The sequence below is a fragment of the Fulvivirga maritima genome, from assembly GCF_021389955.1.
GTDB lineage: Bacteria > Bacteroidota > Bacteroidia > Cytophagales > Cyclobacteriaceae > Fulvivirga > Fulvivirga maritima.
The window spans coordinates 6,015,122-6,028,834 of record NZ_CP089980.1 but is presented as its reverse complement, the minus strand read 5'-3'; the positions used below and the strand labels follow the sequence as shown (position 1 = coordinate 6,028,834).

Below are 13,713 nucleotides of genomic sequence, written 5' to 3'. Positions count from 1 at the left end.
TAAGACTTATTAAAAGTCTAGCTTTTTAAAGGTATCTTTCCTTTTAATATAGTATTCAAATACCACCGACCCTCTAAACATAGTAGGGATGCTTCGCTGTGTCTTGAGTTTAAGTACTGCTCTTCGCTTTTTGAAATTCAAACGAAGGTGTTTTATAAAATGGAAATGAGCCTTTGCTACGGCCACGCCGTCATTGAATGAATCGAATAGCATGAATTTAATACATGCAATCCAGTCTAAGGCTAAGCGGATAGGAAGCTTGGTCCAGAGATCAAACCTGGAATAGTTCTTATATATTAAGGTGAGGCCATTGCGGAAGTTAAGATAAGTCTTCCTGGGGTTCGATTTGTGTAACGTGCCACCACCAACATGGTATACTTTGCTTTTACCTGTGTAGGCAATTTCGTAGCCAGCATTGTTTATTCTCCAGCATAAATCTATTTCTTCCATATGTGCGAAGAAGTCAGGATCGAAACCTCCAACCTCATGAAAGACTTTGGCCTTAATAAATAAACAAGCACCTGTGGCCCAGAATATATTAATGTCATCATCGTACTGGCCTTTGTCTTCTTCTACATCAAGAAAGAGCCTGCCTCTGCAGAAAGGGTAACCCAGGCAGTCTATATACCCACCGCCAGCGCCGGCATACTCGAAGTGAGTCTTTTTATCATACATTAATATCTTGGGCTGGGCAGCTACAATATTGTCCTGAGATTTGAGTAGCTCAATAACAGGTGTGACCCAGTTGGGAGTGACCTCTACGTCAGAGTTGAGTAGCACATAATATTCAGCAGTGACTTGAGCTAAGGCCTCATTATAACCTGCACTATAGCCGTGGTTGCAAGAGAGCTGAATTACGGTTACTTCCGGGTGGTTCTCTTTTAGATAAGTAACTGACTCGTCAGTGGAGCAGTTGTCCGCCACTACTATTTCGCAGCCTGGGCTGTATTGAATAACGGAGGGTAAAAATTTACGGAGATAATGCTCTCCGTTATAATTTAAAATAACAATGGCGGTTTCTCTCATTTACATTAATCCGCTCAGGTCGAGGCCGGGAATATTAGGGAGCATACCTTCAGTACTTTTCTTCATTTCTTCTTTAGCAGTAACATCCATTTCCTGAATAGCCTTGTTTACTGCAGCCACTATCAGGTCTTGTAGTACTTCTTTATCTTCAGGCTTTACCAGGTCATTATCTATCTCTAATGCTATAACTTCTTTTTTGCCATTAACAGTAGCCTTTACCATACCAGCACCAGATTCTCCTACGGCTCTTAAATGAACTAAATTTTCTTGGGCTTCTTTGATCTTAGCTTGCACTTCCTTCATTTTGCCCATCATCTTCATCATGTCAAACATAGTATATATATTTTAGGTCTGTTAATTCTTTTATTTATCTATTTAAAGAATCGGATTTTAAAAATTAAAGTTGCAAAAATGTATTGGTTATCAAGAATAACCAAGCATTAATCCATATTTGGTTAAAATTACCTTCTGAGTAGGGTAATGGTGCCTGTCCTTTTAATATTTTGCCCGGCTAAGTCAGTCATTTCTGCTACAAAGGCATAAGTACCCAGAGGTAGCAATTTACCATTGAAGGTGCCATCCCACGATTCTTCCATATTCTCCGAGGCAAAAATCAGTTCCCCCCAGCGGTTATAAATGGTGAGGGTGAAGCTTGTAATGTATTTCCCGTGAATCCTGAAAGTATCGTTATTGCCATCCTGATCCGGGGTGAATGCGTTAGGGAAATAAATATTGTTAGGTTTGATAATAGTTACTTCATTAGAATTGCTGTTTGCAAAATTATCATTAGGTCTGGCTATTATACGGTAGATTACTACCTGCTCAGTGTCATCAGCTTCTTCGTTATCATAGTTAGTGGCTGATCCTACATCTGTAGTGGTGCTGCGGCCGTCTGGGTAGGTCTTTTCTACAATGTAAGAGGCTACGCCATTTTCATAACCTGTATACTCATTCCAGCTCAAGTGTACTGTGTTTTCTCTGTCAAAATAGCCTGAAAGGAAAATCGAACAAATGGCGTTGGCCCTGTTACCGCTGCTATTTCCACATTCATCAGTAGTGCCCAGGCGGTAACAGTAAGGTCCTTCCTCTGTTTTCAGGTCCAAGTCTGTGTAAGTGATGTTAGTGGTGGAACCAAGTGATTCGAATGTGTTATTGTTGCCTCTTAATACATTATACTCATTAGTGCCTGCCGTGCCAGACCAGGAAAGGGTTATGTTTTGACCTTCTACCACAGTGGCTACATTTGCCGGACCTTCAGGTGGGGTGTTACTAAATGCTGTGCCACATACACTGGCTGAAGTACTGGTGTGCCCATTATTATAGTGAGCTACTAGCTGATAGCAGTATTCAGTGCCGCAGTTAATATTGGTGTCTTCATAGCTGTTAGCATTAGCACTAACTGGTTGAGAGAGTTGATCACTTCTTTCTATAGTAAAGTTGACCTCCGGAGAAGCGGTGGTCCAGGTAAGCCTGTTTACATCACTTTCTGTGGAAAGATTAAGTATAGAGGTGCATATTTCATTAGAAGGAGTAGTGAAAATATTGTCACAAGGGTTATAGGCTCTAAGCATAAAGCAATAGAAGTTGTCATTGAGCCTTAGGCCTGAAGTCAGGGTTTGTGTATCAATTTCAAAAAAACGATTGCCATATCGCTGCCAAGCACCTTGATTGTTTGGCTTTATATATAGCTGATATAATACATTTTCTGGCAGGTCATAATTGATCTCTACATGTGTTTCATCTATTACAGTTAAACCTGTTATGGCACCTGCCGGCAGCGCAGGGACGGGATTAATTTGTTCCGTACCTGAAGTACAATTATCAAAACCATCATCATTAATACCTCTTACACTTACTGTTCTTGTACTGCTGTTAGCATAAGTATGCATGGCAGTAGGAGATGAGGAGTCTACTGTTACTTCAGAGCTGCCATCACCATAATTAACGATGTAATTATCAAAATTAGTGTCAGTGACGCTTACCTGAATAGTGTTATTGTTGCATTTGAAAATATCGAAAGTGGGAGGGGTTGGGTCAGATACTTCTATGGCCACAGAATCTTGCCCTGAGGTGAAAAATATCTTTAATGAATAAATTCCTGGTTCAGTATAGGTGTGGGAAGTAAGGTTTGTTCCATCTACATCGCCATAATTGTATTCATAAAATATAGCATCATTACAATTAGCGCAAGATTCTAAAAATCTGACACTGACTGTGAATGGGGCACATCCTTTAATCTCATCAACCTCAAATTTGCCAAAAACAGATTCATACTGCGCTTGACTATCTATATTTACTGCAGTGACAAAAAATAAGAGTAAAATATAGTGAAAGTATCGGTTCAAATTATACAATTACTTCTTTTAAAAATTCTTCAGCTTTGGCCATGTCTTCATAAAGAACGCGGTCATCTTCAATAAACGGAACTTTCTCTCTGAAATTGTTCAGGAGATCCTCCAGATAGTCAGATGTTTTTAGCGGTCTTCTAAATTCAATAGCTTGTGCTGCGGTTATTAATTCAATGGCCAATATACGATATAAGTTGTTTACTACCTTAAATGTTTTCGTTGCAGCGTTGGCTCCCATGCTTACATGGTCTTCCTGACCGTTAGATGACACAATGGAGTCAGTAGAAGAAGGGGTGCAGTATTGTTTGTTTTGGCTGGCCAAAGAAGCTGCCGTATACTGAGGGATCATTAAGCCAGAGTTAATGCCGGGGTTTGCTACCAGATAATTAGGTAAATCTCTTGAACCAGAAATGAGTTGGAAAGTGCGCCTTTCAGAAATGCTGCCCAGTTCTGATAAAGCCATGCTCAGGAAGTCTAGCGGTAAGGCTAGTGGCTGACCATGAAAATTACCTGCAGAAATGATCTCATCAGAGTCAGGAAATACGTTAGGGTTATCTGTAACTCCATTGATTTCAGTGAGGAATATATCTTTTACATAAAACAAGGCCTCTATGCTAGCGCCGTGTACTTGAGGGATACATCTAAACGAATAAGGATCCTGCACATGTTTTTTGACTTGCTGTATTATTTCACTGCCTTCTAATAGCTCCATAAATCTTTGGGCTACTAAAATTTGTCCTTTCTGTGGCCTTATTTGATGAACCTTAGCACTGAAAGGTTCTATTCTGCCATCGAAGGCATCTAATGAAATGGCGCCTATAATGTTAGCCAAATCACAAAGTCTTTCAGATTGCATAAGGCACCAAATGCCAAACGCACTCATAAGCTGTGTGCCGTTGAGTAGCGCTAAGCCCTCTTTGGCTTTGAAGGTAATGGGCGAGAAGCCTAGTTTATTGTTTATGGCTTCACCAGACAGTCGTTCTCCTTTATATATGACTTCTCCTAAACCAATCAGTGGTAAGGAAAGATGCGCCAAAGGAGCCAGATCACCACTGGCACCTAACGAACCCATTTCATATACTACAGGATAAACGCCATGATTAAAGAAGTCTATTAATCGGTTTACCGTAATGAGTTGAACACCAGAATGACCGTATGCTAATGATTGTACTTTCAATAACAGCATTAGCTTCACTATTTCTGGAATTACTTCAGCTCCGGTGCCACAGGCATGAGACTTTACCAGGTTTTCTTGCAGTCTGCTAAGCTCTTCTTTAGGAATATGCTTATTATATAAGGAGCCAAAGCCAGTGTTAATACCATAAACCGGATCAGATGATGATTTTATCTTTTCATCCAGATAGTTTCTGCATTTTGTGATTTTCTGTTCAGCCTCTGGTGAAAGTGCCAAAGAGTACCCTTCAGAAATAATTTCTTCAATACTCTCTAGCGTAAGTGCTTCATCTGAAATGTAATGGACTTTATTATTCATTATGTCCACTGATTTTCTCTATTATGGCATCTAATGGAAGCTGATCTTGCTCGCCGCTGGCCATATTCTTAAGTGTAAGATTGCCAGAAGCCATTTCATCAGAACCTATTACTACGGTGTAAGCTATATTTTTCTTATCAGCATAGGTGAATTGCTTTTTAGGCTTGGCTTTGTCAGGATATATCTCTGATTTAATACCCGCTTTTCTCAATTTGTTAAGTACAGATAAGCCATACTTTTTAGTTTCTTCATCGAAGTGAACTATTAAGGCTTCTGTAGAAGTAGTGGCATCAGTAGGGAACAGGTCCAACTCTTCCAATACATCATAAATACGATCTACACCAAAGGAGAAGCCTACTCCTGAAAGCCCCTTTAAACCAAATACTCCGGTAAGATCATCATAACGTCCACCTCCGCTTACACTGCCAATGCTTACATTATTTACCTTCACCTCAAAAATAGATCCTGTGTAGTAGCTCAGCCCTCTGGCTAAGGAAACATCGAAATCAATGTGGTTATTATCTAACTCAAATGATTTTAGAGTATTCAATATCTCTTGCAGATCAGTAAGGCCTTTTTGCCCACTTTCGGAGTCTTTGAATATATCTTTTAGTTTGGCTATTTTGTCTTCAATACTGCCTGAAAGCTCCAGGATAGGCACTGACTTCTGAGCAGCCTCAGCTGAGATGCCTCTGTCTTCCATTTCTTTAAGGACTTTTTCCAGGCCGATTTTGTCTAGTTTATCAATAGCTACACAGAATTCACTTTCTTTGCCTTCAGCGCCTATCGCCTCAGTAATACCTTTTAATATCTGGCGGTGGTTCACTTTTATGTTATAATCGGTAATGCCCAATTGAGCAAACACCTCATTGATCATTAAAATAATTTCTGACTCACAGATAAGTGATTCCGTTCCAACCACATCAGCATCGCACTGATAGAATTCTCTGTATCGGCCTCTTTGAGGTTTGTCTGCTCTCCAAACAGGCTGTATCTGGTATCTTTTAAAAGGCAAGGCCAGTTCATGCTGATTCATAACCACGTAGCGCGCAAAGGGTACGGTAAGGTCATATCTTAATCCTTTTTCTGAAATTCTGGGAAGCAGTGATTTGCTGCCTCCTTTAATTTCCTCATCAGTAGCCTTAGAAAGGTAATCTCCGGAGTTAAGTACTTTAAATAATAACTGATCTCCTTCATCTCCATACTTTCCTGTTAGTACAGAAAGATTTTCCATAGTAGGAGTTTCTAAAGGCATAAAACCATACTTTTCAAATACAGTTTTTATAGCTTTGAATATAAAATTTCTTTTGGCCATTTGCTGTGGTCCAAAATCTCTTGTTCCTTTGGGTATAGTAGGCTTTTGACTCATGATGGCAAAACTACGAAAAAGCATTTAATTGAGGAGTAGTATTTGAATTGGAGGTAAAGTGAAATTATTTTGTTAAGTATATTTTATATTCTAATCTATTCTTATAACTTTGCAACCTCTTTTGACAAAAATATATCGGAAATGGCAGTTACCAGACTTAAAAGAAAAGCAAAAAGAAATAAAGTAAAGTCTAAAGTTAGACAAGAAACTATTCAAAGACTTAACACAAAGCCTGTTATCAAGAGTGTAGACGTAGAGCAGATAAAAGAAGAGTTTGCTAAAGGTTCTAAAACTGCTAAGGCTAAGAAAGAAGCTAAAGCTGAAAAAGAAGACTAATCTTTATTTAAAATATCAAAAAGAGGCCATCTCGTATTAGAGATGGCTTTTTTTGTATTTCGGATTATTTAATTTTTCCTTTTTTACCTAGCTCTATTACCTGCATATTTTTTACGGTTTTCTCTTCAATATCAAACCTCATAATGGTTTTTACTTGATGAAATCCGTGTATGCCGGCAGCTCCAGGATTAATAAATATTAAGTTGTTGAGCTTGGGGTCTCGCATCACTTTCAGTATGTGCGAGTGTCCGCAGATAAACATATCTGGAGGATCTTGCTGTAATAGTGGGCGCATAGTAGGGTTATATCTCGGCGGGTAGCCTCCTATGTGGGTCATCCAAACCTGAAGCCCCTCGCATTCAAATTTTTGATGTTCCGGGCAGGCAGCTCTAATGCTTTTATCATCGATGTTTCCAAATACAGCTTTTACGGGTTTAAACTCCTGAAGAGGTTCTAACACACCGCTGCCAATGTCTCCGGCATGCCATATTTCGTCACATTCTTCAAAGTGATCAAAAACTTTAGGATCCAGATGGCTGTGGGTGTCTGAAATAAGTCCGATTCTCATAAACGATTATAGAATATTTTAATGAAGGGCGATAAACTTTGCTCTATGTACTATTTGGTGCAAAACTAAAGCTAAATAAAGAGAAGGTTGATAGTTTCTATTTGTTAGGTGTAAACAATTTTCCTTATTCTTGCGTACATATCAAAGCTTGTGAGGAAAGGAAAAATAGCTTTTTTTCATTATGTTGTATTAAATAGAACTTAAAAGTAATAGAAATGTCACTTACTCCATCAAATATGCTTCCTTTAGGAACCACTGCACCAAAGTTTAACCTTTTAGATGTGGTTTCAGAACGCATGATCACTTTAGATGATGTGAAGTCTGAGGTGGCTACTGTGGTTATGTTTATTTGTAATCATTGCCCTTATGTGAAGCATATACAATCTGAGCTAGTGAAAATAGCTGAAGATTATATTCCGGAAGGGGTTTCTTTTGTAGCTGTAAGTTCTAATGATGTGGAAAATTATCCGGAAGACTCACCTGAGTTAATGAAGGCGCTAGCCAGACAGTGGGGATATCCTTTTCCTTATTTATATGACGAAACGCAGGCTGTAGCAAAGGCCTATGATGCGGCTTGTACCCCAGATTTTTATGTGTTTGATGGTGCTCTGCAGCTGGTATACAGAGGTCAGCTCGATGATAGCAGGCCTGGAAATGAAAAAGAACTTACAGGTAAGGACTTGAGAAATACTCTTGATGACATTATCAAAGGAAATCCTGTATCTGAAGAGCAATGGCCAAGCCAGGGGTGCAACATTAAGTGGAAAAAATAAAAGCCAAGAGGCGAATGTTTACGTACGTTTTACAAAAAGTAAATGCGTACCAACATGTTTTTTTGTATAATACTTCTGGCTTTGCTGAATTGTACCAGTGATAATGATATGATTTACAATCCCTCAAACCACCCTGATTCTACTCAAGATAGCTTACAAGGAGAAGGCCTTTCCTTTTTGGCTTTAGGCGATTCTTATACCATAGGGGAAAGAGTTACTCAGATAGAGAGATGGCCAGTGCAGCTGGTAAATGCTATAAACCATGCTGACAATGGTTATGCCTTTGCTCAGCCTAAAATAATAGCTCGTACTGGCTGGACTACCCAGGAACTGAAGGCAGGTATTGCAGCTGAGAATCCTGTTAAGAATTATGACTTCGTTTCTCTCTTAATAGGAGTAAATAATCAATATAGAGGCCAAAGTGTGGAGACTTATCAGCCTGAATTTGAAGAATTACTTAATATGGCTATAGAGTTTGCAGGAGGAGATAAGGAGCACGTGATAGTTTTGTCTATTCCTGATTATGGTTATACACCTTTTGGTGCCAATAAAAAAGAAGAGATAACAAAGGCCATTTATGATTATAATGAAGTGAATAGAAAGGTGTCTGAAGAATTGGGGGTGAAGTACTTTGATATAACGGCCATTTCTCGCACTGATGAAGCTGATATGGTGGCTTCTGATGGTCTACATCCTTCTGGTAAGCAATATAAAGCCTGGGTAGAGCTGATTTTGAAGGATGACTATCTTAATAGTTTGTTTCAATAGTCCTCTAAGTTAGCTGGATTTCTTTGTTCTCATACTTTCTATTATCACAGTAGTTAATATCAACGCTCCGCCAATCATAGTGGAGCTTTGAGGTACTTCATTGAGAAATATAAAGCCTAAGAGTATGCCGTAAATAGGTTGTGTGCCACTGATTATGCTTACTGTAGTTACTGAAAACTTTTTGAAGCTGGAGACAAACAGGGTGTGACCAATAGAGGTGGTGATCAAAGCTAAAGCCAGGGTGGCTTTCCATTCTGTCTGAATAGTGCTGATGTCATAAAAGAAGAAAACAGGCCATAGCAGGCATGCTATAATTATTATTTGGTATAGCATGAGAGTGGTGCCTGCATATCTTTCTACCTTCTTTTTCAGAAGGATGTTTCTTAATGTGTAAAATATGGAAGAAGCTACTCCGCAAATAATACCCAGAGTAGTATCATTTTCAAGATCAAACTCAGGAGCTAAAAAGTATATTCCTATTAATACCAGGAGCGCCAATAAAATGTGAGTGAGCTCAAATTTCGTTTTTAATATAATGGGTTCTAAAAAGGCGGTTATCACGGGATAAGTGAATAGTGATAACATGCCGATAGCAACATTAGATAGCTTAAGTGAATAGAAGTAAGTGAGCCAGTGAGCTCCCAATAGTAAACCAGCTATAATTATAGACCAGCCATCATGCGCCCAATTGATTTTAATATTTACTTTTTTCCATTTACAAAAGCTGTAAAGAAATACAGTGCCCAGTATGCAACGCCACCAAATTGTGGCTGCAGGAGTCATATCTATATATCTGCCTAATGCTCCAGAAGTACTCATGATGATCATGGTAATATTAAGCATCAGCAAGTTTTGAAGGTGAGTTTTGTCTTTCAAAGTGAGGGAATTAATAAGTCTACAGTAACAGGATAGTGATCAGAGCCTACATCAGGCCCTATGCTTCGGTTAATGGTGATGATATCATTTGAAATAAGGCAATGATCTAGCGGAATGCTGAGCGGCCAGCCCCAAACCGGCCAGGTAGGCTGTATGCCAAAGCCGGCACGCGTATCTTTTATGTGCGCATGATTGAGTAATGACTCAAAATGATGGCAATAGGGGGTTAAATTTAAATCTCCAATTATAATAAGGTTTTTAAGCGTAGCGCCCAGGTTTTCTATTTCTTTAAGCTGCTCATTTCTAAGATTGTATTTAGTGGAAGACATAGGAGGGGGTGGATGAGTAGCCAGCAGATGAACTTCTTCATTATTAATCATAAAAGAACAGAGTAGTGAAGGTATCTCAGCTTCATTGAGTTCTAAGGTAGCTTTAGAGGTGAGTTTGGTGTTGGAAAAAATGGCTATGCCGAAGTTGTCAAAGCGAGGCACAGTGTATTGATAAGGATAATTTTCTAGCACGCGTTCTAAACCTTGCTCCCAACGCTCATGGTATTCTTCCAGCACAAGAATATCTGGTTTGGTGTTTTCAATATAAGTTTCAACCTTGAAGTAACTGTAATTGCTTGAAAGAAGGTTGATGCTAGTGACTCTCAGGTTGCCTTGGTTGATGTTGTCATAAGATAAGGCATTATAAGTAGGTAAAATAGCTAATAAATTGGGGATAAGGAATGCCGCGCATATGACCGCCATTAATCGTTTTTTAATGACAGTTAACCCTATTATACATATCAGTAGACAGAAGGTGTACTGCAGTTTAAAACTTGTGAAGAGTTCGAAAAACCAATAGAATCGTCCTAAAAAGCTAAGGGCAGTGGCTATAATAACCATTACAGCACCCCATTGTAGTGCGAATTGTAGTGTTTTTTTCATGGAGGCGTAAATTTCCTCTCAAAGAAAAGAATTAAATGAGTTTTTTAGAAAATTTAGAGAGACAGCTTTTATTAATATTTCCCTATCTGATAGGAGAGGTGACCCACCAGGTATTGCCAAAAGGATCTTTTATGCCACATGTGCGGCCATACTTCTGGTTAGATAGTGGTGTAACCGAACTAGCGCCCAGATTCATCGCTTTTTGAAAAATGACGTCAGCATCTTTGACCCAAATAAACATGCCGGCATTTTCAGATTTAAAGTCATCAGTACAGTTGGCGAACATAATAGTGCTGTCTCCAATGGTTATTTCCGCATGCATAATTACATCGCTGCTCTCTCGCATAATTTCTACCTTTTCTTTGGCGTCAAAAACTTCTATCATAAATGCCTTAAAGGCGGCAGCATCTTTTACTATAAGGTAAGGCATTACGGTATTGTAACCTTCAGGAATCTTCATAGGTAAAATAGGTTTATTGAGCTATAGGCTCTTTACAAAGTACTATATTTTATTCCGTGAATAAATATAATGAAATAGTGGCTAAGAAGGTTTAATTAAAAGGTTAATTGATGAGGTGGTAAGGAAATGATTGTTTTTTAACCCGGATTATTCATTAGAATAATCAAAAGGAGGACTAGTAGACGATATGTTCAAGAATATTCCCTCCATCCAGGGTCTTCTTTTGGAGGGTAATGAGATTTTTAAAACCTTTTTATTAGCATGGTTTGCTGTCCAGGCTCCTAATGCAAAGCAATAGGATCTGAGGGTTGATAGGGTTGCTTTTCGATGATGGTTCAACGCAAAATGCCTGAATAAACTCATCAACTTGTAAGCCACCATGATAAAGCGAAAGGAGGCTTCTGTTGCCCAAAAATCTTGTAAACAAAAATTTTCAAGCCCAAAATCTTGTTTCAATTCCTTAATTCTGTTCTCACAATCGGCGCGGGTGTTGTACATGTTCCAAATCTGATCCAGAGGTAAATCCATATTGGTCACATAGCAACTATATCGATAGCCAGGCTGATCTTCAAAAAGTTCCTTGCCTCCTGCATGTGGCCTGATGTCAACTTGCTTTTTTACAATAATGTATCGTCTTGGCTTACCGTTTTCATGACTGAAAACCATCTCGTTCAGCTCTATTCCCTTTGCCAGTTTGACCCAATCTTTAAGCCCCCAAACTTCGCTTTTTACATTGGGGTACATGCGTACAGCCATAATGTAATTGAGGAGTTCTTCATCTAGATATGACATGATTTCTTCGTTGTAAAAACCACTATCGGCCCTTACCAGACCTACTTTTTGTCCTGCCAAGGCGTGCTTAAAGGTTTCTTCCATGAACTCCCTGCAACTACTACTGGCCGCTGTGTTGCCTGGCCTGAGCCATGCATTGGCCACCATTCTGGTTTGACTCACAAAGGCCATCAAGGGGTGATGTGAATTTCTCCCTCTTTTGTTGGGGTTATAACCTTTACTACTCCCTTGTTGATCTCCATATCGAGTGATCACAGTACTATCAAAATCAATGGTGAGTGCTCCTAAACGGAGCTGGTCAAAGAACCATTGTTGAAGCTCTGGAAATACTTCGTTGTTTAGGGATTGAGAGAATTTTCCAAAAAAACGACTGTAGGTACTTTGGCTAGGCATACCATCCCATCCAAAAATTGACTGTAAAACAGTATCATATCTCAACCAGTCACAATGGATGTATCTACTAGCCCCTGTCCAGATACTCAGCCAAAAACTCTCTACGATTTGCTTGGGGTCATACCCTCGGTTAGAACCAGGAGATGGAAGTGCCAGTTCGGCTAATTTTTCTCGTATCCCTACCTGATCGATAAATCGTTTCATTAAACTCATCCCTCCAAAGGGTGTCACTGGCTTGGAGGAATATTCAATGGGTAAAGACCCTATATTTTGAGTAACCATTCTGGTGATTTTTATACCTCATCAAAATCGATCTTTTTACACAATTATCGAAGGATTTTCTAAACTTTTAGTTTTCTAATGCATAATCAGGGTTTAATAATGGGGAGTGGTATTAGTTTATCGGTTGAAGCATGGTTACTGTAAAAGACATAGTGAAATGCTGAGATAGTATTGTTATGATTCATAACTTGAGGGGTAATACTCAAAAGATTGTTCGTTATAATGAATATGAAGAAAAAAGAATGCCCTTCCTGCGCCATGGAAATAGATGCTAATAGTAAGCGATGTCCTATATGTGGTTATGAATTTCCTGCCACCAGCCTGTGGATTCAGGTGGTGGCTATATTACTGGTGCTTCTTTTTATCTTATATTTTATTTTTTAAGTTAGCATTGTTCATTGTTACAGGTGAGAACTAAAGAGTAGAAAAATGGCTATTGAGCAAGATATATTATTAACGGTAGATGCTGTTATTTTTAACCAACCTGATGCAGAAAGTAGAGAAATATTACTGGTAAGGAGGAGGAACGAACCCTTTAAAGGTCAGTGGGTGTTGCCAGGGGGCTTTGTAGAGGATGATGAGGATCTTCCGGTAGCAGCTGCCAGAGAGTTAGAAGAGGAAACGCAAATTACGGTTAGTGTAGAAGATCTCATACAGGTAGGCGCTTATGGCAAGCCGGGGAGAGACCCTAGGGGTAGAATGGTTACTGTGGCTTATGTGGCTGAAATCAATCAGGATGAGCAGAAAGCTGTAGGCTCAGATGATGCTGAAAAAGCGCAGTGGTGGCCGTTAAATGATTTGCCACAGCTAGGCTTTGATCATGCTGAAATATTAGAGAAGGCGTTGAAGCTAAAAGGTATAAAATAAAAAGAGAGGCGAAATTACAATTTCGCCTCTCTTTTAAATATCATAAATGCTTTGATTATGCTACTTGAGCATCAATTTTCTGAGCAAGTACACCTTTAGGAACTGCACCTACTTGCTTGTCTACGATTTCACCACCTTTAAATACTAAAAGTGTAGGTATACTTCTGATTCCAAACTTAGCAGAGATGTTAGGATTCTCATCTACATTTACTTTTCCTATAACTGCTTTGCCTTCGTAATCTCCTGCCAGCTCTTCTACAACAGGTCCAATCATTTTACAAGGACCGCACCACTCTGCCCAGAAGTCAACCAATACTGGTTTATCACCGCCGATGATTTCTTCAAAGTTTGAATCAGTGATTTCTATTGCTTTGCTCATTACTTTATATTTTAAGTATTAAAATTCTTTTTCTATTATCGATTCAACGCAA

The 13,713-nt window shown here is 39.1% G+C and carries 16 protein-coding genes; 5 read left to right on the top strand and 11 right to left on the bottom strand.

Annotation, left to right across the window (positions count from 1 at the left end; genetic code table 11):
- Positions 1 to 9 precede the first annotated feature (9 nt).
- The 5 genes from LVD15_RS25220 to hisS form a co-directional block, all read right to left on the bottom strand.
- Positions 10 to 1,026, bottom strand: coding sequence for a glycosyltransferase family 2 protein (locus LVD15_RS25220; protein WP_233777957.1), 1,017 nt, complete (start codon positions 1,024 to 1,026; stop codon positions 10 to 12).
- Positions 1,027 to 1,359 (bottom strand): YbaB/EbfC family nucleoid-associated protein, encoded by a 333-nt coding sequence (locus LVD15_RS25215; RefSeq protein WP_233777956.1) that lies wholly within the window; start codon positions 1,357 to 1,359, stop codon positions 1,027 to 1,029.
- Positions 1,360 to 1,487: 128 nt separating this feature from the next.
- The gene (locus tag LVD15_RS25210; RefSeq protein ID WP_233777955.1) at positions 1,488 to 3,380 is read right to left on the bottom strand and encodes a T9SS type B sorting domain-containing protein; all 1,893 of its coding nucleotides are present in this window, start codon (positions 3,378 to 3,380) and stop codon (positions 1,488 to 1,490) included.
- Complete coding sequence (gene hutH / locus LVD15_RS25205) at positions 3,373 to 4,866, bottom strand: histidine ammonia-lyase (RefSeq protein ID WP_233777954.1); 1,494 nt, start codon at positions 4,864 to 4,866, stop codon at positions 3,373 to 3,375. The genes LVD15_RS25210 and hutH overlap by 8 nt, the downstream gene beginning before the upstream one ends.
- Positions 4,859 to 6,235, bottom strand: a complete 1,377-nt coding sequence (gene hisS, locus LVD15_RS25200) for a histidine--tRNA ligase (protein ID WP_370687384.1) — start codon at positions 6,233 to 6,235, stop codon at positions 4,859 to 4,861. The genes hutH and hisS overlap by 8 nt, the downstream gene beginning before the upstream one ends.
- Positions 6,236 to 6,376: 141 nt before the next feature.
- On the opposite strand from hisS, the gene LVD15_RS25195 reads away from it, so the two are divergent.
- Complete coding sequence (locus tag LVD15_RS25195; RefSeq protein ID WP_202245283.1) at positions 6,377 to 6,571, top strand: hypothetical protein; 195 nt, start codon at positions 6,377 to 6,379, stop codon at positions 6,569 to 6,571.
- A 64-nt stretch (positions 6,572 to 6,635) separates the two neighbouring features.
- Here the strand turns inward: LVD15_RS25195 and LVD15_RS25190 are convergent, their stop codons facing one another.
- Complete coding sequence (locus LVD15_RS25190; RefSeq protein ID WP_233777953.1) at positions 6,636 to 7,139, bottom strand: metallophosphoesterase family protein; 504 nt, start codon at positions 7,137 to 7,139, stop codon at positions 6,636 to 6,638.
- 215 nt (positions 7,140 to 7,354) lie between these two features.
- Between LVD15_RS25190 and LVD15_RS25185 the strand changes: the two genes are divergently transcribed.
- Positions 7,355 to 7,912: a thioredoxin family protein gene (locus LVD15_RS25185; RefSeq protein ID WP_233777952.1), complete on the top strand. Its 558-nt coding sequence runs from the start codon at positions 7,355 to 7,357 to the stop codon at positions 7,910 to 7,912.
- Positions 7,913 to 7,966: 54 nt separating this feature from the next.
- A complete protein-coding gene (locus tag LVD15_RS25180; RefSeq protein ID WP_233777951.1) occupies positions 7,967 to 8,680 on the top strand; it encodes an SGNH/GDSL hydrolase family protein in 714 nt (237 codons plus the stop codon).
- 9 nt (positions 8,681 to 8,689) lie between these two features.
- Here LVD15_RS25180 and LVD15_RS25175 read toward each other — a convergent pair whose 3' ends face one another.
- From LVD15_RS25175 to LVD15_RS25160, 4 genes are all read right to left on the bottom strand, one after another.
- Positions 8,690 to 9,556 carry a DMT family transporter gene (locus LVD15_RS25175; protein WP_233777950.1) on the bottom strand — a complete coding sequence of 289 codons (867 nt, stop codon included), beginning with the start codon at positions 9,554 to 9,556 and terminating at the stop codon, positions 8,690 to 8,692.
- Positions 9,553 to 10,488 (bottom strand): endonuclease/exonuclease/phosphatase family protein, encoded by a 936-nt coding sequence (locus tag LVD15_RS25170; protein WP_233777949.1) that lies wholly within the window; start codon positions 10,486 to 10,488, stop codon positions 9,553 to 9,555. The genes LVD15_RS25175 and LVD15_RS25170 overlap by 4 nt, the downstream gene beginning before the upstream one ends.
- 82 nt (positions 10,489 to 10,570) lie before the next feature.
- Complete coding sequence (locus LVD15_RS25165) at positions 10,571 to 10,948, bottom strand: VOC family protein (RefSeq protein WP_233777948.1); 378 nt, start codon at positions 10,946 to 10,948, stop codon at positions 10,571 to 10,573.
- A gap of 147 nt (positions 10,949 to 11,095) precedes the next feature.
- The gene (locus tag LVD15_RS25160) at positions 11,096 to 12,415 is read right to left on the bottom strand and encodes an IS1380 family transposase (protein WP_233777947.1); all 1,320 of its coding nucleotides are present in this window, start codon (positions 12,413 to 12,415) and stop codon (positions 11,096 to 11,098) included.
- A 228-nt stretch (positions 12,416 to 12,643) separates the two neighbouring features.
- Here LVD15_RS25160 and LVD15_RS25155 point away from each other — a divergent pair, with 228 nt between their 5' ends.
- On the top strand, positions 12,644 to 12,799 hold the full coding sequence (locus tag LVD15_RS25155) for a zinc ribbon domain-containing protein (protein WP_233777946.1): 156 nt from the start codon (positions 12,644 to 12,646) through the stop codon (positions 12,797 to 12,799).
- Positions 12,800 to 12,844: 45 nt separating this feature from the next.
- On the top strand, positions 12,845 to 13,282 hold the full coding sequence (locus LVD15_RS25150; protein WP_233777945.1) for an NUDIX domain-containing protein: 438 nt from the start codon (positions 12,845 to 12,847) through the stop codon (positions 13,280 to 13,282).
- A gap of 55 nt (positions 13,283 to 13,337) precedes the next feature.
- On the opposite strand, the gene trxA is transcribed toward LVD15_RS25150, so the two are convergent.
- Positions 13,338 to 13,661 carry a thioredoxin gene (trxA, locus tag LVD15_RS25145; RefSeq protein ID WP_202245292.1) on the bottom strand — a complete coding sequence of 108 codons (324 nt, stop codon included), beginning with the start codon at positions 13,659 to 13,661 and terminating at the stop codon, positions 13,338 to 13,340.
- Positions 13,662 to 13,713 lie beyond the last annotated feature (52 nt).

What these genes read in the sequence shown, in the direction of transcription:
- LVD15_RS25195 (WP_202245283.1), top strand. Translation starts at nt 6,377, where the DNA reads ATGGCAGTTACCAGACTTAAAAGAAAAGCAAAAAGAAATAAAGTAAAG.
- LVD15_RS25160 (WP_233777947.1), bottom strand. Translation starts at nt 12,415, where the DNA reads ATGGTTACTCAAAATATAGGGTCTTTACCCATTGAATATTCCTCCAAG.
- LVD15_RS25180 (WP_233777951.1), top strand. Translation starts at nt 7,967, where the DNA reads ATGTTTTTTTGTATAATACTTCTGGCTTTGCTGAATTGTACCAGTGAT.
- LVD15_RS25170 (WP_233777949.1), bottom strand. Translation starts at nt 10,488, where the DNA reads ATGAAAAAAACACTACAATTCGCACTACAATGGGGTGCTGTAATGGTT.
- LVD15_RS25185 (WP_233777952.1), top strand. Translation starts at nt 7,355, where the DNA reads ATGTCACTTACTCCATCAAATATGCTTCCTTTAGGAACCACTGCACCA.
- LVD15_RS25165 (WP_233777948.1), bottom strand. Translation starts at nt 10,948, where the DNA reads ATGAAGATTCCTGAAGGTTACAATACCGTAATGCCTTACCTTATAGTA.
- hutH (WP_233777954.1), bottom strand. Translation starts at nt 4,866, where the DNA reads ATGAATAATAAAGTCCATTACATTTCAGATGAAGCACTTACGCTAGAG.
- LVD15_RS25150 (WP_233777945.1), top strand. Translation starts at nt 12,845, where the DNA reads ATGGCTATTGAGCAAGATATATTATTAACGGTAGATGCTGTTATTTTT.
- LVD15_RS25215 (WP_233777956.1), bottom strand. Translation starts at nt 1,359, where the DNA reads ATGTTTGACATGATGAAGATGATGGGCAAAATGAAGGAAGTGCAAGCT.
- LVD15_RS25190 (WP_233777953.1), bottom strand. Translation starts at nt 7,139, where the DNA reads ATGAGAATCGGACTTATTTCAGACACCCACAGCCATCTGGATCCTAAA.
- trxA (WP_202245292.1), bottom strand. Translation starts at nt 13,661, where the DNA reads ATGAGCAAAGCAATAGAAATCACTGATTCAAACTTTGAAGAAATCATC.
- LVD15_RS25220 (WP_233777957.1), bottom strand. Translation starts at nt 1,026, where the DNA reads ATGAGAGAAACCGCCATTGTTATTTTAAATTATAACGGAGAGCATTAT.
- hisS (WP_370687384.1), bottom strand. Translation starts at nt 6,235, where the DNA reads ATGAGTCAAAAGCCTACTATACCCAAAGGAACAAGAGATTTTGGACCA.
- LVD15_RS25155 (WP_233777946.1), top strand. Translation starts at nt 12,644, where the DNA reads ATGAAGAAAAAAGAATGCCCTTCCTGCGCCATGGAAATAGATGCTAAT.